The following is a 19,343-nucleotide window of genomic DNA, read 5'->3' on the forward strand; positions in this document are numbered from 1 at the left end:
CCCCGAGGGTGTTGCATGGTGGGCTGTGGAACCGCAGCCCACCGCCGCCCTCGAAACCGTCTTCCGGCTGGAGTCGCCCCGCGTCATCGCCGGCGTGGCCCGGCTCGTCCGGGACGTCGGCATCGCCGAGGAACTCACCCAGGACGCCCTGGTCGCGGCCCTTGAGCAGTGGCCCCGGGACGGCGTGCCCGACAACCCGGGCGCCTGGCTCATGACCACCGCCCGCCGCCGCGCCGTCGACCTGATCCGGCGCCGGGAGACCTACGCCCGCAAGCTCGCGGAGATCGGCCGTGACCTGCCCGCCGCGGCGCCCCCGCCCGAGGAGCCCGCCGACCCCGAGGACATCGACGACGACCTGCTCCGACTGGTCTTCACCGCCTGCCACCCGGTGCTGTCCGCCGAGGCCCGCATCGCCCTCACCCTCCGTCTGCTCGGCGGTCTGACCACGCCGGAGATCGCCCGCGCCTGCCTGGTCCCCGAACCGACGGTCGCCCAGCGCATCGTGCGCGCCAAACGCACCCTGGCCAGGAAGAACGTCGCCTTCGAGGTGCCGTACGGCCCCGACCGCGCGGCCCGCCTCGGCTCGGTCCTCGAGGTCATCTACCTGATTTTCAACGAGGGCTACGCGGCCACCGCGGGCGACGACTGGCTCCGCCCCGCCCTGTGCGAGGACGCCCTGCGCCTGGCCCGCGTCCTGTCCGCCCTGATGCCGAAGGAACCCGAGGTCCACGGCCTGACGGCGCTGCTGGAGTTCCAGTCCTCCCGCACCGCCGCCCGCACCGGCCCCGACGGCGAGCCGGTGCTGCTGAAGGACCAGAACCGCCACCGCTGGAACCGTCTGCTCATCGCCCGCGGCATCACCGCCCTCGGCCACGCCCGCGCCACCACCGTCTCCGGCGCCCCGGGCCCGTACGTCCTCCAGGCCGCGATCGCCGCCTGCCACGCGACGGCCTACACGTACGAGGAGACCGACTGGCCCCGCATCGCCACCCTCTACGGCCTGCTCGCGGCCCGCGTCCCGTCCCCGGTCGTCGAACTCAACCGCGCGGTCGCCGTCTCCATGGCCGAGGGCCCCGCCCCCGCCCTGGCCCTCGTCGACGCCCTCGCCGCCGAACCCGCCCTGCGCGACTACCACCTGCTCCCCAGCGTCCGCGGCGACCTCCTGCTCCGCCTGGACCGCGGGGCCGAGGCCCGCACGGAGTTCGAACGGGCCGCGTCCCTGACCCGCAACGCACGCGAACGCGCCCTCCTGTTGCGCCGCGCCCGGGAGGCGGCCGACTAACCCGCCGGACGAGCCGCCGGATGCCCGATCAGCATCGTCGGCGCCCCCGCGACCCGGGTCAGGAACACCGTCGCGGCGTTCGGCCCCTGCGGCCTGACCTTCCTCCGCAGCTCCTCCGGCTCCACCGCCGAGCCCCGCTTCTTCACGGTCAGCGTCCCGACGCCGCGCTCCCGCAGCAGCGCCTTCAGCTTCTTGACGTTGAAGGGCATCCGGTCGGTGATCTCGTACGCCGTGGCGTACGGCGTCGGCAGCAGCGCGTCCCCGGTGACGTACGCGATGGTGGCGTCGAGCAGCCCGCCGCCCACCTGTTCGGCGACCTCGGCGACCAGATGGGCGCGGATGACGGCGCCGTCCGGCTCGTAGAGGTACCGGCCGGGCGTACGGACCCGGGGGTCGGGCAGGCCGGTGCCGCGCAGGGTGCGCGGGCCGGGCAGCAGCGTGGCCCGCACCGCCCCCGGCGCCGTGCCGGTCCCGAACCACAGCACGGCCTCCTTCACGTCCCCGCCGTCGGAGACCCACTCGGCCTCGGCGTCCTCGGGCACCGCCTCGTGCGGGATGCCGGGCGCCACCTTCAGCGCGGCGGCGCCGGAGGCCGTACGGGCCGCCCGCACGGCCCAGGACAGCGGCGGCGAGTACGCCTCGGGATCGAAGATCCGGCCCCGCCCGCCCCGCCGCGCCGGATCGACGAACACGGCGTCGTACCCACCCGTGTCCACCTCCGTCACGTCCGCCTCGCGCACCTCGATCAGCTCGCCGAGCCCCAGCGCGTCGGCGTTGGCGCGTGCGGCCGCGACGGCCGCCGGGTCGCGGTCGACGGCGAGCACCCGGACCCCGGCCCGCGCCAGCGCGATCGCGTCGCCCCCGATCCCGCAGCACAGGTCGGCCACGGAGCGCACCCCGAGCGCCCGGAAGCACGCCGCCCGGTACGCCGCCACACTCGCCCGCGTCGACTGCTCGACCCCGTTGGGCGTGAAGAGCATCCGCCCGGCGTCCTCCGCCCCGAACTTCGCCACCGCGCGCTGCCGCAGCCGCGCCTGCCCGAGCGCCGCCGACACCAGCTCGGCCGGATGCGTGCGCCGCAACCGGGTCGCGACCGCCAACTCCCGCGCGGGGTCGGTGTCGCGCACCTCGTCGAGGAGCGCGCGGCCTTCGGGGGCGAGCAGGGTGCGGAGGGAGTCCAGGTCGTTCACCGACTCATTGTGGGCCAGTCGGTGGATGGTGTGCCTCCGGCGCGGTGTCGGGCCGGGTTCGGCGGTCCGGGACTGCGAGGATCCGGCACCATGCGAGCAGTCGTACAAAATGACAAAAGTCGGGCGTCGCGTCGCGTGTCCCGGGTGCCTCGGGCCACCGTCGTCCTCGTCCTCGCCGCCCTCGCCGCCGGCTGCGCGCAGGGCGACGGCCAGGGGGTGCGGGGCGCCGCCGGCCAGCAGGCCCCGAAGGCTCCCCCCGCCCGCGCGGTCGACGGCGCGGCCAAGGCCCGCGCGGCCCGGGCCGCCCTGGTCGCCGCCGCCAAGCGCTGGGGCCTGGAGAAGGTCCCGCTCACGGCCCCCGCGCCGCCTGAGGAGAAGCCCGAGATCAAGGCCCGCGAGGGCTTCGAGGTCGACGGCCAGGAGGAGGACGGCCTCCCGCCGGTCTTCACCACGGTCCCCACCGAGGAGAAGGTCGTCTTCCTCACCATCGACGACGGCGCCGAGAAGGACCCGGCGTTCCTGAGGATGATGAGCGAGCTGAGGATCCCGTACACCGTCTTCCTCACCGACGAGGAGATCAAGGACGACTACGGCTACTTCAAGAAGATGCAGGCCCGCGGCATCACCCTCAACAACCACACCCTGAGCCACCCCTACCTCCCCGCGCTCTCCTACGAGGAGCAGAAGCAGGAGATCTGCGGCATGCAGGACGTGATGGAGAAGCGTTACGGCAAGCGCCCCGTCCTCTTCCGCCCGCCCTTCGGCAACTACGACGGCGACACCCTGCGCGCCGCCAAGTCCTGCGGCATCGAGTACGCCCCGATCTGGAGCGAGGAGGTGTACGTCGACCACTGGGAGTACCGCGAGTGGGACCAGGACCTGCACCCCGGCGACATCGTCCTCACCCACTTCCGGGGCACCGACGACTGGGACGGCACGATGACCGACATGGTCCGCCGCTTCCTGGACCGGATCACCGCCGACGGGTACGCGGTGGCCCGCCTGGAGGACTACCTGTGAGGCGAGGGCGGTTCCGGCCGGCCGGCGCCGCCCTGGCCGCCCTGCTGCTCCCGCTCACCGCCTGCGACCGGCTCGCCGCCCCCGCCGAACACGCGGCGGCGGCCGGGGACCCCGCCCAGCACGCCGACCAGGGGCGGCGGCCGCCCCCGGTCGTGGACCACGTCCGCACCGACGACCCGGTCGTCTTCCTCACCTACGACGACAGCGCCGAGCGCGACCCCGCCTTCGCCGGCCTGGTCCGCGAACGGCGCCTCCCGGTCACCCTGTTCCTCACCGACACCGTCGCCGGACCGGCGTACGGCGACTTGGCCCGGCTGCGCCCGTTCGGCGCGAGCCTGCAGAACCACACCCTCGACCACCGCTCCCTGCGCGGCCTGCCCTATGCCGGGCAGCGCGCCGAGATCTGCGGCCAGCAGACCAAGCTCAGGTCGCGCTTCGGCGTCCGCGCCCGCCTCTTCCGCCCGCCGCACGGCACGTACGACACCACGACCCTGCGCGCCGCCGCCGACTGCGGCATCACGGCCCTGGTCCTGTGGCGCGCCACCCTCGACGCCGACGGCGTCCTCGCCCCCACCCGCGGCGACCATCGCCTCCACCCCGGCGACATCATCGCCGTCGACCCGGACCACCCGACGGCCACGAACCTGGCGGCCCGCACGGAACACCTGCTGAGGACGATCGAGGAGCAGGGACTGAGGGTGGGCGACTTGGAGAAGTACCTGTAGTCACGGCCCGTCCGGCGCCCGCGCTCACACGAAAAACCGGCCGACGCGCCGTCGGCATTGGCACTCCGCTTGACCGAGTGCTAATCGCGGTCATAGTCTCGGGTCTGGCACTCCCCACCGGAGAGTGCCAACACAGCGACGGGCAGGTCCGGCACCCGCGACGACGGATCGACCTGGTCGCCACCTCAGACAGTTAACCCCGTGAGATCTCCGAAGGGGGAGGTCGGATCGTGACGACCGCCAGCTCCAAGGTTGCCATCAAGCCGCTCGAGGACCGCATCGTGGTCCAGCCGCTCGACGCCGAGCAGACCACGGCTTCGGGCCTGGTCATTCCGGACACCGCCAAGGAGAAGCCCCAGGAGGGCGTCGTCCTGGCCGTGGGCCCGGGCCGCTTCGAGGACGGCAACCGTCTTCCGCTCGACGTCAGCGTCGGCGACGTCGTGCTCTACAGCAAGTACGGCGGCACCGAGGTGAAGTACAACGGCGAGGAGTACCTCGTCCTCTCGGCCCGCGACGTGCTCGCGATCGTCGAGAAGTAGAAGTAGCTCCTTACTTCACCGAAGCACCTTGCTTTCCAGCTGCGCCCCTGGCTCCCGCGACCATAAAAAGCCGGGCGTCGGGGGCGCAGTTGCCGTATAACCCCAAGATTTCCGGAAGAGGGCTCACGCTCCCATGGCGAAGATCCTGAAGTTCGACGAGGACGCCCGTCGCGCCCTCGAGCGCGGCGTCAACAAGCTCGCCGACACCGTGAAGGTGACGATCGGCCCCAAGGGCCGCAACGTCGTCATCGACAAGAAGTTCGGCGCCCCCACTATCACCAACGACGGCGTCACCATCGCCCGCGAGGTCGAGATCGAGGACCCGTACGAGAACCTCGGCGCCCAGCTGGTGAAGGAGGTGGCGACCAAGACCAACGACATCGCGGGCGACGGGACCACCACCGCCACCGTGCTCGCCCAGGCGCTCGTGCGCGAGGGCCTGAAGAACGTCGCCGCCGGTGCCTCCCCGGCGCTGCTGAAGAAGGGCATCGACGCGGCCGTCGCCGCCGTGTCGGAAGACCTTCTCGCCACCGCCCGCCCGATCGAAGAGAAGTCCGACATCGCCGCCGTGGCCGCGCTGTCCGCCCAGGACCAGCAGGTCGGCGAGCTGATCGCCGAGGCGATGGACAAGGTCGGCAAGGACGGTGTCATCACCGTCGAGGAGTCCAACACCTTCGGTCTGGAGCTGGACTTCACCGAGGGCATGGCCTTCGACAAGGGCTACCTGTCGCCGTACTTCGTGACGGACCAGGAGCGCATGGAGGCCGTCCTCGACGACCCGTACATCCTGATCAACCAGGGCAAGATCTCCTCCATCGCGGACCTGCTGCCGCTGCTGGAGAAGGTCATCCAGGCCAACGCCTCCAAGCCGCTGCTGATCATCGCCGAGGACCTGGAGGGCGAGGCGCTCTCCACCCTCGTCGTCAACAAGATCCGCGGCACCTTCAACGCGGTGGCCGTCAAGGCCCCCGGCTTCGGCGACCGCCGCAAGGCGATGCTGCAGGACATGGCCGTCCTCACCGGCGCCACGGTCATCTCCGAGGAGGTCGGCCTCAAGCTCGACCAGGTCGGTCTGGACGTGCTCGGCACCGCCCGCCGCATCACCGTCACCAAGGACGACACCACCATCGTCGACGGTGCCGGCAAGCGCGACGAGGTCGAGGGCCGCATCAACCAGATCAAGGCCGAGATCGAGTCCACGGACTCCGACTGGGACCGCGAGAAGCTCCAGGAGCGCCTCGCGAAGCTGGCCGGCGGCGTGTGCGTGATCAAGGTCGGCGCCGCCACCGAGGTGGAGCTGAAGGAGCGCAAGCACCGTCTGGAGGACGCCATCTCCGCGACCCGCGCCGCGGTCGAGGAGGGCATCGTCTCCGGTGGTGGCTCCGCGCTGGTCCACGCCGTCAAGGTCCTCGAGGGCAACCTCGGCAAGACCGGCGACGAGGCCACCGGTGTCGCGGTCGTCCGCCGCGCCGCCGTCGAGCCGCTGCGCTGGATCGCCGAGAACGCCGGCCTGGAGGGTTACGTCATCACCTCCAAGGTCGCCGAGCTCGACAAGGGCCAGGGCTTCAACGCCGCCACCGGCGAGTACGGCGACCTGGTCAAGGCCGGCGTCATCGACCCGGTGAAGGTCACCCGCTCCGCCCTGGAGAACGCCGCCTCCATCGCCTCCCTCCTGCTGACGACCGAGACCCTGGTCGTCGAGAAGAAGGAAGAGGAAGAGCCGGCCGCCGCGGGCCACGGCCACGCCCACTGAGCGCTGCGCTGAGCTGAGCGAACGGTGCCCGGTCCCCTGCGGGGGGCCGGGCACCGTTGCTTCGGCACGCCGGTGCCGGGAACGCGTCTGCCCGGTCGGGCTCGTCGCCGGGTGCCGCGTCGTCGTGGTGGCGCGCGCGGTTCCCCGCGCCCTCGCGGGGCGATGCCGCCGACGAACCCCGGCGAGCAGGCAAGCGGCGACAGCGGCTCGCACTCCTACTGCGGCCCGTACTTCCGCCCCGTCCGGGACGTGAGCCCGCCCAGCAGCCCCCGCGGTACCAGCTTCGCCGCGCCCATCAGGGTCTTGTAGCGGGGGTCGGGGATCGACACGGACTTTCCGCGGGACAGGTCGGCGAGGCCCGCCGCGACGACGTTGTCCGCGTCGAGCCACATCCAGTTCGGGATGTTGTCCGTGCCCATGCCGGCCCGCTCGTGGAACTCGGTGCGCACGAAGCCGGGGGCCAGGGCCATCAGGCGTACGCCGCTGCCGGCCAGGTCCTTCGCCACGCCCTGGGTGAACTGGACGACCCACGCCTTGGAGGCGCCGTAGGTGCCGCGCGGGACGAAGGCGGCGACCGAGGCCACGTTGACGACGCCGCCGCGGCCCCGCTCCCGCATCGCCTCCACCGCCGCCGAGGTCAGCCGGAGCACCGCCTCGCAGTGCACCTTGAGCATGGTCAGCTCGTCGGCCATGGGCACGTCGAGGAAACGGCCCTTGTTGCCGAAACCGGCGTTGTTGACCAGCAGGTCGACGGGGCTCCTGCGGTCCCCCAGCCGGGCGGCCACCGCGTCGATGCCGGCGTCCGTCGACAGGTCCGCCGTGAGCACCTCCGCCTCGATGCCGTGCCGGTCGTGCAGTTCGGTGGCCTGTTCGCGCAGTCGCTTGGTGTCGCGGGCCACCAGCACCAGGTCGTGTCCGTCGGCCGCCAGCCGACGCGCGAACGCGGCGCCGAGGCCCGCCGTCGATCCCGTAATCAATGCCGTTGTCATGGCGCAAGGTTAGGGCGCGGGATCACCGGTGCGGACCGACCACGTCCGCTTCGCTCAGCCGCCGTACTGCGCCACGTACTTCCGCGCCGCCGCCAGCGCCTCCGGGTGCAGCGCGTCGCCCGCCGCGAGCAGCCGGGGGAGCAGCTCCCGCTGGGTGGTCACCGCGCGGAACTGCAGGGCCACCGTCACCTCGTGGGCGGGCCGGTGCACGATCCGCACCGGGTCGCCCGCGCGGATCTCACCGGGCTCGACGACGCGGAAGTAGGCGCCCGGCGCACCCTTCTCGGTGAAGCGCTTCACCCAGCGCCGTTCACCCAGGTGGCCCTGGAAGGTGCGGCAGGGGATGCGTCCGGACGTCACCTCCAGCAGCAGCTCCGGGCCGACCCGCCAGCGCTCGCCGATGAGGGCACCGGCGAGGTCCAGGCCGGTGGTGGTGAGGTTCTCGCCGAACGAGCCGTCCGGCAGCTCACGGCCCAGCTCGGCCTCCCAGGCGTCCAGGTCCTCGCGCGCCATCGCGTACACCGCCTGGTCCTCGCCGCCGTGGTGCCGCGTGTCGCAGACGGTGTCGCCGGCCAGGCCGCTCGCCCCGAAGCCCTCCGTCCCGGGCGCCGCGACCCGCACGGGGCCGTCGGCCGGCCGCTTGTCGATGCCGGTGACGCCCTCGGGCTGGTCCGTGTACGGCACCGCCTTCGCGCGACCCAGGTTGACGGACAGGAGCCTCATGGCGGGAAGACGCATGCGAGAACGGTAGGACATGCTCGGTCAAAGCGGCGACGCATTATTCGGCGTCCGGTCAAAGGGTCGCTTATCCTCGGGGGTGTGATCGAGGCTCGTCATCTCCGCGTGCTGCGCGCCGTGGCATCCACCGGTTCCTTCTCCGCCGCGGGGCGCGAGCTGGGCTGCACCCAGCCCGCCGTCAGCCAGCAGATGAAGGCCCTGGAGTCCTCCGTCGGCACCCCGCTGCTGGTGCGCACCGGGCGCGAGATGCGGCTGACCCAGGCCGGAGAGGCGCTGGTGCGGCACGCCGCCGGGATCATCGCCGGGCTGACGGCGGCCGAGGAGGAGGTCGCCGCGATCGCCGGGCTGCGGGCCGGCCGGGTCCGGCTGGTCTCCTTCCCCAGCGGCAGCTCCACCCTCGTACCGACCGCCCTCGCCGCGCTGCGCGCCGCGCACCCCGGCACCCGGGTCTCCCTGGAGGAGGCCGAGCCACCGAAGTCCGTCGAGCTGCTGCGCGAGGGTGACTGCGACGTGGCGCTCGCCTTCCGCTACGAGGGCGCGGCCGGCGCCGAGGAGTGGGACGACCTGGTCGTACGGCCGCTGCTGACCGACCGGCTGGTGGCGCTGGTTCCCGAGGGGCACCGGCTGGCCCGTACCGAAGGGTCCGTGGCCATCGGCGAGCTGGCCCGGGAGTCCTGGATCGCGGGCTGCCCGCGCTGTCGCGGCCAGCTGGTCGAGGTGTGCGAGGGCGCCGGATTCGCTCCCCGCATCGACTTCGCGACCGACGACTACCCGGCGGTGGTCGGCCTGGTCGGTGCGGGCCTCGGCGTGGCCGTCCTGCCCCAGCTCGCCGTCGAGTCCGTACGGCCCAGGGGAGCGCGCACGGTCGCGCTGGAGCCGGCCGTGCGGCGGGAGATCGTCGCGCTCACGCTGCCCGACCTGGCGCAGGTGCCGGCCGTGACGGCCACGCTGGACGAGCTGGCCCGGGCGGGCGCCCGCCAGCCGGCGGCGCGCTGACCCCGTCGGGGAGTTCCGCGGGGGTCCTTGAGGGGCCTACGTCGCCTTCTTCCAGAGAAACGTTCCTTCAGTGAGGTGCGGCCGCCTCCCCGCCGGCCGACGCCGCCACCAGGCGGTTGCGGGCGCGCCCCATGAGTTCTTCGCGCTCGTCCTCGGTCAGCCCGCCCCACACGCCGTACGGCTCGCGCACCGCCAGCGCGTGCGCCGCGCACTCGGCGCGGACCGGGCACCTCATGCAGACCTCCTTGGCCGAGTTCTCGCGAGCACTCCGTGCCGCACCGCGTTCGCCTTCCGGATGGAAGAAGAGCGAGCTGTCCACCCCGCGGCACGCAGCCAGGAGTTGCCAGTCCCACAGGTCCGCGTTCGGTCCGGGAAGGCGGGAGAAATCTGCCATTGCGTGACCCCTTGTAGCCGTTCTGGGTGGATACGGTGTCCACGACCGTACAACTACGATCTAAGGAGATGAAAATATGACTCATTGCGAATCTAGCCGCAGACACCAGCGAAGTGGAAGAAAAGCGGCTAAATGGGGCACCGCTTGTGATGAAACGGCGCGGGTCCCTCGCGCATGTCTGCTGCGTGGCCGCCCCCTCACGTAGAGTGCCGAAGACGACACACAGCCCCGTAACTCTTTCGAGTGACCATCGTTGAGAGTGCGGAGGCGGTTGAAGGAACAAGTGCTCGGGCGGGCGTCCGGGACGGTCGACCGCACAGGTGACGATTTCGTACCAGCCTGGAGGCTCAACGTGACGCGCATCAGCTGCGGAGGACGGCCATGACTTCCGTCCTCGTCTGCGACGACTCCCCGCTTGCCCGAGAGGCGCTCCGCCGCGCGGTCGCGACCGTGCCCGGCGTCGAGCGCGTGACGACGGCCGCCAACGGCGAGGAAGTCCTCCGCCGCTGGGGAGCCGACCGCTCGGACCTGATTCTGATGGACGTGCGCATGCCCGGTCTGGGCGGCGTCGAGACCGTCCGGCGGCTGCTGTCCGCCGACCCCGGCGCGCGCATCATCATGCTCACCGTCGCCGAGGACCTGGACGGCGTGGCCCTCGCCGTCGCCGCCGGTGCCCGTGGCTACCTGCACAAGGACGCCTCGCGCGCCGAACTGCGCGCCACCGTCACCCAGGCCCTCGCCGACCCGACCTGGCGGCTCGCCCCGCGCCGGCTGCGCTCGGCCGAGATGGGTGCCGCGCCCACGCTCACCGCGCGTGAGATCCAGGTGCTCGAGGGCATGAGCCACGGCCGTTCCAACGCGGAGATCGGCCGGGAGCTGTTCCTCTCCGAGGACACCGTCAAGACCCATGCCCGTCGGCTCTTCAAGAAGCTCGGCGCCTCGGACCGGGCGCACGCGGTGGCGCTCGGCTTCCGGTGGGGCCTGGTCCGCTAGGGGAACCCCGTGCGGTGGAGGCCGACGAGGCCCGTCGGGGGTGTGACGCTCCCCGCTTATCGCGAGGTGAGCGGGGGTGACAAGGCGACCCGCCGGAGGCCCGCTGCTCGTTTCGCCGCGGATGACGCATCCTTGAGGTGTGGAGTTCCTCGGGGACGAGTCGGTCGAGCGGAAGGGGAGGGCGCAGGGGATGAGTTCCGGCGCACCTGCTCATAACGCTTCGGTGCACAACAACGGGCACGGAGCCACGGATCGGACGGCCGCAAGGCACCATGGACCGATGCGTGACGACGAGGCGCCCCCGGACCAGGGGACGGTCGGTGGGCTCGTCCACCGCGCCGTAGACGGGGACGAGCAGGCCACGCACGACCTGCTCGCCCATGTCCACCCCCTGGCGTTGCGCTACTGCCGCACGCGGCTGTCCCGGCTGCCCGGCGACGCCCGGCACTTCGTCGAGGACCTCGCCCAGGAGGTCTGCGTCGCGGTACTGCTCGCGCTGCCCCGCTACAAGGACACCGGACGCCCCTTCGAGGCGTTCGTCTTCGCCATCGCCGCCCACAAGGTCGCCGACCTCCAGCGCTCCGCGATGCGCCACCCGGGCTCTACGGCCGTCCCGTCCGACGAGATGCCCGAGCGGCCGGACGACTCGCTGGGTCCCGAGGAGCGGGCGCTGCTCAACAGCGACGCCGCCTGGGCCAAGAAACTGCTGGCCAACCTGCCGGAGAACCAGCGCGAGCTGCTCCTGCTGCGCATCGCGGTCGGCCTCACGGCGGAGGAGACCGGACAGATGTTGGGAATGTCACCCGGGGCGGTCCGGGTCGCCCAGCACCGGGCGCTGAGCCGGCTGCGGGCGCTGGCGGAGCAGTAGTTCGGGCGGTTCGCGCCGTCGTCCACGCGGCGGTCCGCCTCGTACAAAGGCACGAAGGTCGCATGCTTCCTTGATCGTGGAATGACCCACGTCCACTTCCCGTTAGCATGGACATCCGCACCGAGCAAGGCCATTTGGGGAAGGTGTCATGACTGCCAACGTCGACGGAGTGCCCGAGAAATTCGCGACACTCGGGCTGACCTACGACGACGTGCTGCTGCTGCCGGGCGCCTCCGCGGTGCTTCCGAACGCGGTCGACACCTCGTCCCGCATCTCCCGCAACGTACGGGTCAACATCCCGCTGCTCTCCGCGGCCATGGACAAGGTGACCGAGTCCCGGATGGCCATCTCCATGGCCCGCCAGGGCGGCGTCGGCGTCCTGCACCGCAACCTGTCCATCGAGGACCAGGCCAACCAGGTCGACCTGGTGAAGCGCTCCGAGTCGGGCATGGTGGCCAACCCCATCACCATCCACCCGGACGCCACCCTCGGCGAGGCCGACGCCCTGTGCGCCAAGTTCCGCATCAGCGGCGTCCCGGTCACCGACGGCGCGGGCAAGCTGCTCGGCATCGTCACCAACCGCGACATGGCCTTCGAGACCGACCGCACCCGGCAGGTGCGCGAGGTCATGACGCCGATGCCGCTGGTCACCGGCCAGGTCGGCATCTCCGGCGTGGACGCCATGGAGCTGCTGCGCCGCCACAAGATCGAGAAGCTGCCGCTGGTCGACGGCGACGGCGTCCTCAAGGGCCTGATCACGGTCAAGGACTTCGTGAAGGCCGAGCAGTACCCGCACGCCGCGAAGGACGGGAAGGGCCGCCTGCTCGTCGGCGCCGCCGTGGGCGCCAGCCCCGAGGCGCTCGACCGCGCCCAGGCCCTCGCCGAGGCCGGGGTGGACTTCCTCGTCGTCGACACCTCGCACGGCCACAACAGCAACGCGCTGAGCTGGATGTCGAAGATCAAGTCGAGCGTCGGCATCGACGTCGTCGGCGGCAACGTCGCCACCCGTGACGGCGCCCAGGCGCTGATCGACGCGGGCGTGGACGGCATCAAGGTCGGCGTCGGCCCCGGCTCCATCTGCACCACCCGCGTGGTCGCCGGCATCGGCGTCCCGCAGGTCACCGCGATCTACGAGGCCTCCCTCGCCGCCCGCGCCGCCGGGGTGCCCCTGATCGGCGACGGCGGCCTCCAGTACTCCGGCGACATCGGCAAGGCGCTGGCCGCCGGCGCCGACACCGTGATGCTGGGCAGCCTCCTCGCGGGCTGCGAGGAGTCGCCGGGCGAGCTGCAGTTCATCAACGGCAAGCAGTTCAAGTCGTACCGCGGCATGGGCTCGCTGGGCGCCATGCAGTCCCGCGGCCAGGGCCGGTCGTACTCGAAGGACCGGTACTTCCAGGCCGAGGTCGCCTCCGACGACAAGCTCGTGCCCGAGGGCATCGAGGGCCAGGTCCCCTACCGGGGTCCGCTGGCCAACGTCCTGCACCAGCTCGTCGGCGGCCTGCGCCAGACCATGGGCTACGTGGGCGCCGCCACCATCGAGGAGATGGAGTCCAAGGGCCGCTTCGTCCGGATCACCTCCGCGGGCCTCAAGGAGAGCCACCCGCACGACATCCAGATGACGGTCGAGGCGCCGAACTACAGCCGCAGCAAGTAAGCACCCAGGCAGCAGCCTCCCGAGGGCGGCTCCGGACCATCCGGGGCCGCCCTCTGCGGTGCCCCGGCGAGCCCGTCGGGGATACTGGAAGGCGCTGCAACGCATCAGGGAAAGGCCACAGACGTGACTGAGATCGAGATCGGGCGCGGCAAGCGCGGCCGCCGGGCGTACGCCTTCGACGACATCGCCGTCGTCCCCAGCCGCCGTACGCGGGACCCGAAGGAGGTCTCGATCGCCTGGCAGATCGACGCCTACCGCTTCGAGCTGCCGTTCCTGGCCGCTCCCATGGACTCGGTCGTCTCCCCGGCCACCGCCATCCGCATCGGCGAGCTGGGCGGCCTCGGCGTTCTCAACCTGGAAGGGCTCTGGACCCGGCACGAGGACCCGCAGCCGCTGCTCGACGAGATCGCCGAGCTGGACACCGACAACGCGACCCGCCGCCTCCAGGAGATCTACGCGGCTCCCATCAAGGAGGAGCTGATCGGGCAGCGCATCAAGGAGGTGCGCGACTCGGGCGTGGTCACCGCCGCCGCGCTCTCCCCGCAGCGCACCGCCCAGTTCTCCAAGGCCGTCGTGGACGCGGGGGTCGACATCTTCGTCATCCGCGGCACCACCGTCTCCGCGGAGCACGTCTCCGGCTCGCACGAGCCGCTGAACCTGAAGCAGTTCATCTACGAGCTGGACGTCCCGGTGATCGTCGGCGGCTGCGCCACCTACACCGCCGCCCTGCACCTGATGCGCACCGGCGCCGCGGGCGTCCTCGTCGGCTTCGGCGGCGGCGCCGCCCACACCACGCGCAACGTGCTGGGCATCCAGGTGCCCATGGCCACCGCGGTCGCGGACGTGGCGGCGGCCCGCCGGGACTACATGGACGAGTCCGGCGGCCGGTACGTGCACGTCATCGCCGACGGCGGCGTCGGCTGGTCCGGCGACCTGCCCAAGGCCATCGCCTGCGGCGCGGACTCCGTGATGATGGGCTCCCCGCTGGCCCGCGCGACCGACGCGCCGGGCAAGGGCAACCACTGGGGCATGGAAGCCGTGAACGAGGAGCTGCCGCGCGGCAAGAAGGTCGACCTCGGCACGGTCGGCACCATCGAGGAGATCCTCACCGGCCCGTCCCGCAACCCCGACGGCTCGATGAACTTCTTCGGCGCCCTGCGCCGCGCGATGGCCACCACCGGCTACAGCGAGCTTAAGGAGTTCCAGCGCGTCGAGGTGACGGTCGCGGACTCGCAGCACCGGCGGTAGTCGCCACGGCATGTGAAGGGGCCGGTCACCTGGCGGGTGACCGGCCCCTTTCGCGTGCTCGGGGGCTCTTGAGGGGCGCGTGACGCGGCGCGGGGGCGTGCGGTGGCGTTCGGGGCGAATGCGCCGGGGAGGGCCGTGCCGGATCGGTAATGTCCCTGCTCGGCGCCCCGCTCTCTGAGGGCGCCCCCTTCCAAGGAACCGTTCCGGACCCCGCTCCTCGGGGCCCGGCCCGAATTCCAGACGGACCGCCTCACCGGGATATGGGCGGCATCGTGGAAGGCGGCGCGCCATGGGCCGTCACCGCAAGCCCACCCGCTGGGACCGGATCCGTCTGCGGATGGTGAAGTTCCGGAGGAGGTGCATCTTGTGGATCCACGGGAAGTGAGCGGCCGCCCCCACGAGAACTAGGGGCGGACACTCCGATCACTTCTTGGAGCCTGCCGCAGGCCCACTGCGGTGGGCTCCACCTGCTCCCCCACCGTACCGGCGTGGCCGCCCTCTCACCACCAACCCCGTGGCACGGTCACCCCCGTGCGCCCCCGGCTCACAACCGGTGCGCCGCCCCCGTGGGGGTGGCTCCCCGCGTGTCCAGGAGGAGCTGCGCCTTCACCGACAGGCCCTGGAGGTCGTACGTGCGGTGCTGCTGGAGGAGGATCGTGAGGTCGGCGTCGGCGGCGGCCTCGTAGAGGGAGTCGGCGCGGGGGACGGGGCGGTCGGCGACCTTCCAGGAGGGGATGTGCGGGTCGTGGTAGCTCACGGCGGCGCCCATCGACATCAGGCGGGTCGCGATCTCCTCGGCCGGGGTGGCCTGCTGGTCGGCGAGGTCGGCCTTGTAGGTGACGCCGAGCAGGAGGACCCGGGCGCCGCGCGCGGACTTGCCGTGCTCGTTGAGGAGGGCGGCGGCGCGCTGGACGACGTAGCGCGGCATCTGGGAGTTGACCTGCTGGGCCAGCTCCACCATGCGCAGGCTGTGCGGGGCCCGGCCGGTCAGGTCCTGGGCGACGGAGTGGCCGCCGACGCCGGGGCCCGGGCGGAATGCCTGGAAGCCGAACGGCTTGGTCTCCGCGCAGCGCAGGACGTCCCAGAGGTCGACGCCGAGGTCGTCGCAGAGCACGGCCATCTCGTTGACCAGGGCGATGTTCACGTGCCGGAAGTTGGTCTCCAGGAGCTGGACCGTCTCGGCCTCCCGCGGACCCCGGGCGCGGACCACCTTGTCGGTGAGGCGGCTGTAGAACGCGGCGGCCGATTCGGTGCAGGCGGGGGTGAGGCCGCCGATGACCTTCGGGGTGTTGGCCGGGGTGAAGTCGCGGTTGCCGGGGTCCACGCGGCTGGGGGAGTAGGCGAGGTGGAAGTCGCGGCCGGCGCGCAGCCCGGAGCCCTGCTCCAGGAGCGGACGCAGGAACTCCTCCGTGGTCCCGGGCCGCACCGGGGACTCCAGGATCACCGTGGTGTGCGGGCGCATGTGGGCGGCCAGGGTGCGGGCCGCGGCCTCCACCTGGGTGAGGTCCAGGCCGCCGTCCGCGCCCGGCGGGGTGGGCGCGCAGATGACGGCGGTGCGGACGCGGCCCAGCTCGGCCGGTCCGGGCGGGGTGCGGAAGCCCGTGGCGAGCATCCGGCGCACCTCGGCGGGGGTGAGCGGGTCGGCCTCGGGTCCGGTGCGGTAGCCGAGGGTGGGGATGCCGGCGGCGACGGCGGCCTGGGCCAGGGGCAGGCCGTACGGGCCGAGTCCGATGACGGCGAGATCTGCGGGCATGGCGTGGGCCGTCCTTCCCAGTAGCCGAAGCGGGACAGGTGCGCAAGCCCGGTGGACAGGACGGGCGAGCACAACGTCAGACTAGGAGTAAATATGACCGATTTGCGGTATTGATCTGCGGAGTTTCGGCGAGTGTCGACGGCGCTCTGCCTGCCGGTACGGGCCTGTGGGGAAGTTGTCCACAGGTTGGGGCCCCCGGCTGCCGAAGTCGGGCAGGCCGGTCAGAATCTGGGCATGGTGGGTACCAGGAACCGGGCTCGCCCGACGGGTGCGGCCGACGCGACCGACAGCGGGAGGCAGCAGTGAGGACAGCGACCCTTGGGCCGGCGCAGCGGGCCGAGTCGCTCGCGGCCATGGCCGAGCGCGAGCTTGACGTACTGGTGGTGGGAGCCGGTGTGGTCGGTGCGGGCACCGCGCTCGACGCCGTGACGCGCGGCCTGTCCGTCGGCCTGGTCGAGGCCAGGGACTGGGCCTCGGGCACCTCCAGCAGGTCCAGCAAGCTGATCCACGGCGGCCTGCGCTATCTGGAGATGCTCGACTTCGTGCTCGTGCGGGAGGCGCTGAAGGAGCGCGGACTGCTGCTCGAACGGCTCGCGCCGCACCTGGTGAAGCCGGTGCCGTTCCTGTACCCGCTCCAGCACAAGGGGTGGGAGCGGCTGTACGCGGGCTCCGGCGTCGCGCTCTACGACGCCATGTCCATGGCCCGCGGCCACGGCCGGGGACTGCCGCTGCACCGGCACCTGAGCCGCCGTCACGCCCTGCGCGTGGCACCCGCCCTGAAGAAGGACGCGCTGGTCGGCGCGCTGCAGTACTACGACGCCCAGATGGACGACGCCCGCTTCGTGGCCACGCTGGTGCGCACCGCCGCGGCGTACGGCGCCAAGGTCGCCAACCGCGCCCGGGTCACCTCCTTCCTGCGCGAGGGCGAACGGGTGGTCGGCGCGCGGGTGCAGGACGTCGAGGCGGGCGGCGAGTACGAGGTCCGCGCCAAGCAGGTGGTGAACGCGACCGGGGTGTGGACCGACGACACCCAGGCGATGGTGGGCGAGCGCGGCCAGTTCCACGTGCGGGCCTCCAAGGGCATCCACCTGGTCGTGCCCAAGGACCGCATCCACTCCAGCACCGGCCTGATCCTGCGTACCGAGAAGTCCGTGCTGTTCGTCATCCCCTGGGGCCGGCACTGGATCATCGGCACCACGGACACCGACTGGGACCTGGACAAGGCCCACCCGGCCGCGTCCAGCGCCGACATCGACTACCTGCTGGAACACGTCAACTCCGTGCTGTCGGTGCCCCTCACGCGCGACGACGTCGAGGGCGTGTACGCCGGTCTGCGTCCGCTGCTGGCCGGCGAGTCGGACGCCACCAGCAAGCTGTCGCGCGAGCACACCGTCGCCCACCCGGTGCCCGGCCTGGTGGTCGTGGCGGGCGGCAAGTACACGACGTACCGGGTGATGGCCAAGGACGCCGTGGACGAGGCCGTGCACGGGCTCGACCTGCGGGTCGCCGACTGCGTCACCGAGGAGACCCCGCTGCTCGGCGCCGAGGGCTACCACGCCCAGTGGAACGCGCGGGCGCGGATCGCCGCGCGCACCGGACTGCACGTCGTACGCGTCGAGCATCTGCTCAACCGCTACGGCTCGCTGACGGAGGAACTGCTCGAACTCGTCGCCGCCGACCCCTCCCTGGGCGAGCCGCTCACCGGCGCCGACGACTACCTGCGCGCCGAAGTCGTCTACGCCGCCTCGCACGAGGGCGCGCGGCACCTGGACGACGTCCTCACCCGGCGCACCCGCATCTCCATCGAGACCTTCGACCGGGGCACGCGCTGCGCCCGCGAGGCCGCCGAGCTGATGGCGCCGGTGCTGGGCTGGGACAAGGGCCAGGTCGAGCGGGAGATCGAGCACTACGAGAAGCGGGTCGAGGCCGAGCGGGAGTCCCAGCGCCAGCCGGACGACCTGACGGCCGACGCGGCCCGGCTGGGGGCACCGGACATCGCGGCGCGGTGAGGAGGGCGGGAAGGGAACCCTCCGGGCACCCTGGGCGTAGAGCACTTGTCGGGTGAGGGACAATGAAGGCTCTGTCAGGGCGGGTTGCATGAGGGGACGCATGTCGGAGGCGGAGCGGGCGGGGACATCCCGTACGGACAAGAGCGCACGTCTCCTCGCCGGGCGGTACCGGCTGGGAGACGTGCTCGGCCGCGGCGGCATGGGGACGGTGTGGCGCGCCGAGGACGAGACCCTCGGACGCACGGTCGCCGTCAAGGAGCTGCGGTTCCCGGGGAACATCGACGAGGAGGAGAAGCGGCGCCTGATCACGCGCACGCTGCGCGAGGCCAAGGCGATCGCGCGGATCCGCAACAACAGCGCCGTCACGGTGTACGACGTGGTCGAGGAGGACGACCGGCCGTGGATCGTGATGGAACTCGTCGAGGGCAAGTCGCTCGCCGAGGCCATCCGTGAGGACGGTCTGCTGGAGCCCAGGCGCGCCGCCGAGGTCGGCCTCGCCGTCCTGGACGTGCTGCGCTCCGCGCACCGCGAGGGCATCCTGCACCGCGACGTGAAGCCGTCGAACGTACTGATCGCCGAGGACGGCCGGGTCGTGCTCACCGACTTCGGCATCGCCCAGGTCGAGGGCGACCCCTCCATCACCTCCACCGGCATGCTCGTCGGCGCCCCCTCCTACATCTCCCCCGAGCGTGCCCGCGGCCACAAGCCGGGCCCGGCGGCCGACCTGTGGTCGCTGGGCGGCCTGCTGTACGCCGCCGTCGAGGGCACCCCGCCCTACGACCGGGGCTCGGCGATCGCGACGCTCACCGCGGTGATGACGGAGAACCTGGAGGAGCCGAAGAACGCCGGCCCGCTCCGGGACGTGATCTACGGGCTGCTCACCAAGGACCCCGACCAGCGGCTCGACGACGCGGGCGCCCGCGCCATGCTCAACAAGGTCATCCACGCCCCGGAGCAGGCGGCCGGGGCCGAACCGGTCGACGCCACCAAGGTGGTGCCGCTGCCCCCGCAGCCGGACGGGCGCAGGCGCCGCGGCGGTGCCCAGGGATCCGGCGGCAGGCTCGGCGAGGAGGCCGGGGAGAAGCTTCGCGGAGCGCTGCGTTCCGTGCGCAAGGCGGCCGTCGGGGCCGGTGCGGCCGGTGCCGCCGCCGCCTCGCGGACCAAGCCGGACGACGGCGGCCGGACGGCCGGG

Annotated in this window: 17 protein-coding genes; 12 read left to right on the forward strand and 5 right to left on the reverse strand. The window is 72.2% G+C overall.

Annotated elements, in window-relative coordinates:
* Positions 1-25 precede the first annotated feature (25 nt).
* Positions 26-1,282 (forward strand): RNA polymerase sigma factor, encoded by a 1,257-nt coding sequence (locus tag BZZ08_RS32225; RefSeq protein WP_104635738.1) that lies wholly within the window; start codon positions 26-28, stop codon positions 1,280-1,282.
* Here the strand turns inward: BZZ08_RS32225 and BZZ08_RS32230 are convergent.
* Positions 1,279-2,472: a class I SAM-dependent methyltransferase gene (locus tag BZZ08_RS32230; protein ID WP_446750283.1), complete on the reverse strand. Its 1,194-nt coding sequence runs from the start codon at positions 2,470-2,472 to the stop codon at positions 1,279-1,281. The genes BZZ08_RS32225 and BZZ08_RS32230 overlap by 4 nt on opposite strands.
* 90 nt (positions 2,473-2,562) lie before the next feature.
* Between BZZ08_RS32230 and BZZ08_RS32235 the strand changes: the two genes are divergently transcribed.
* The 4 genes from BZZ08_RS32235 to groL all read left to right on the forward strand — a co-directional run bounded on the left by BZZ08_RS32235 (position 2,563) and on the right by groL (position 6,509).
* Complete coding sequence (locus tag BZZ08_RS32235) at positions 2,563-3,492, forward strand: polysaccharide deacetylase family protein (protein WP_198601816.1); 930 nt, start codon at positions 2,563-2,565, stop codon at positions 3,490-3,492.
* Complete coding sequence (locus BZZ08_RS32240; protein ID WP_104635741.1) at positions 3,489-4,217, forward strand: polysaccharide deacetylase family protein; 729 nt, start codon at positions 3,489-3,491, stop codon at positions 4,215-4,217. The genes BZZ08_RS32235 and BZZ08_RS32240 overlap by 4 nt, the downstream gene beginning before the upstream one ends.
* Before the next feature lie 230 nt (positions 4,218-4,447).
* Entirely contained in the window at positions 4,448-4,756 is a 309-nt protein-coding gene (gene groES, locus BZZ08_RS32245) for a co-chaperone GroES (protein WP_019329594.1), read from the forward strand.
* 133 nt (positions 4,757-4,889) lie between these two features.
* Complete coding sequence (groL, locus tag BZZ08_RS32250; RefSeq protein ID WP_104635742.1) at positions 4,890-6,509, forward strand: chaperonin GroEL; 1,620 nt, start codon at positions 4,890-4,892, stop codon at positions 6,507-6,509.
* 215 nt (positions 6,510-6,724) lie between these two features.
* Here the strand turns inward: groL and BZZ08_RS32255 are convergent, their stop codons facing one another.
* Both BZZ08_RS32255 and BZZ08_RS32260 read right to left on the reverse strand, forming a co-directional pair.
* The gene (locus tag BZZ08_RS32255) at positions 6,725-7,498 is read right to left on the reverse strand and encodes an SDR family NAD(P)-dependent oxidoreductase (protein WP_104635743.1); all 774 of its coding nucleotides are present in this window, start codon (positions 7,496-7,498) and stop codon (positions 6,725-6,727) included.
* A 54-nt stretch (positions 7,499-7,552) separates the two neighbouring features.
* On the reverse strand, positions 7,553-8,221 hold the full coding sequence (locus BZZ08_RS32260) for an MOSC domain-containing protein (protein ID WP_198601819.1): 669 nt from the start codon (positions 8,219-8,221) through the stop codon (positions 7,553-7,555).
* Positions 8,222-8,317: 96 nt separating this feature from the next.
* Between BZZ08_RS32260 and BZZ08_RS32265 the strand changes: the two genes are divergently transcribed.
* Entirely contained in the window at positions 8,318-9,232 is a 915-nt protein-coding gene (locus BZZ08_RS32265) for a LysR family transcriptional regulator (protein ID WP_104635745.1), read from the forward strand.
* Between the two features lie 67 nt (positions 9,233-9,299).
* On the opposite strand, the gene BZZ08_RS32270 is transcribed toward BZZ08_RS32265, so the two are convergent.
* Positions 9,300-9,626 (reverse strand): WhiB family transcriptional regulator, encoded by a 327-nt coding sequence (locus BZZ08_RS32270; RefSeq protein ID WP_104635746.1) that lies wholly within the window; start codon positions 9,624-9,626, stop codon positions 9,300-9,302.
* 381 nt (positions 9,627-10,007) lie between these two features.
* Here BZZ08_RS32270 and BZZ08_RS32275 point away from each other — a divergent pair, with 381 nt between their 5' ends.
* The 4 genes from BZZ08_RS32275 to BZZ08_RS32290 all read left to right on the forward strand — a co-directional run bounded on the left by BZZ08_RS32275 (position 10,008) and on the right by BZZ08_RS32290 (position 14,389).
* On the forward strand, positions 10,008-10,619 hold the full coding sequence (locus BZZ08_RS32275) for a response regulator transcription factor (RefSeq protein ID WP_003948568.1): 612 nt from the start codon (positions 10,008-10,010) through the stop codon (positions 10,617-10,619).
* A 280-nt stretch (positions 10,620-10,899) separates the two neighbouring features.
* Positions 10,900-11,487, forward strand: a complete 588-nt coding sequence (locus BZZ08_RS32280) for a sigma-70 family RNA polymerase sigma factor (protein ID WP_104635747.1) — start codon at positions 10,900-10,902, stop codon at positions 11,485-11,487.
* A gap of 148 nt (positions 11,488-11,635) precedes the next feature.
* On the forward strand, positions 11,636-13,141 hold the full coding sequence (guaB, locus tag BZZ08_RS32285; RefSeq protein ID WP_104635748.1) for an IMP dehydrogenase: 1,506 nt from the start codon (positions 11,636-11,638) through the stop codon (positions 13,139-13,141).
* Positions 13,142-13,264: 123 nt separating this feature from the next.
* Positions 13,265-14,389 (forward strand): GuaB3 family IMP dehydrogenase-related protein, encoded by a 1,125-nt coding sequence (locus BZZ08_RS32290; protein WP_052839813.1) that lies wholly within the window; start codon positions 13,265-13,267, stop codon positions 14,387-14,389.
* A gap of 544 nt (positions 14,390-14,933) precedes the next feature.
* Here BZZ08_RS32290 and BZZ08_RS32295 read toward each other — a convergent pair.
* Entirely contained in the window at positions 14,934-16,142 is a 1,209-nt protein-coding gene (locus tag BZZ08_RS32295; protein ID WP_104635749.1) for a nucleotide sugar dehydrogenase, read from the reverse strand.
* A gap of 302 nt (positions 16,143-16,444) precedes the next feature.
* On the opposite strand from BZZ08_RS32295, the gene BZZ08_RS32300 reads away from it, so the two are divergent.
* Both BZZ08_RS32300 and BZZ08_RS32305 read left to right on the forward strand, forming a co-directional pair.
* Entirely contained in the window at positions 16,445-18,151 is a 1,707-nt protein-coding gene (locus BZZ08_RS32300; protein WP_003974200.1) for a glycerol-3-phosphate dehydrogenase/oxidase, read from the forward strand.
* Positions 18,152-18,251: 100 nt separating this feature from the next.
* Positions 18,252-19,343 (forward strand): serine/threonine-protein kinase (locus tag BZZ08_RS32305; protein ID WP_133169239.1); only part of this gene is annotated, 1,092 nt, incomplete at its 3' end.

It is taken from the genome of Streptomyces sp. MH60 (genome assembly GCF_002939385.1).
In the GTDB taxonomy this organism is placed as follows: Bacteria; Actinomycetota; Actinomycetes; order Streptomycetales; family Streptomycetaceae; genus Streptomyces.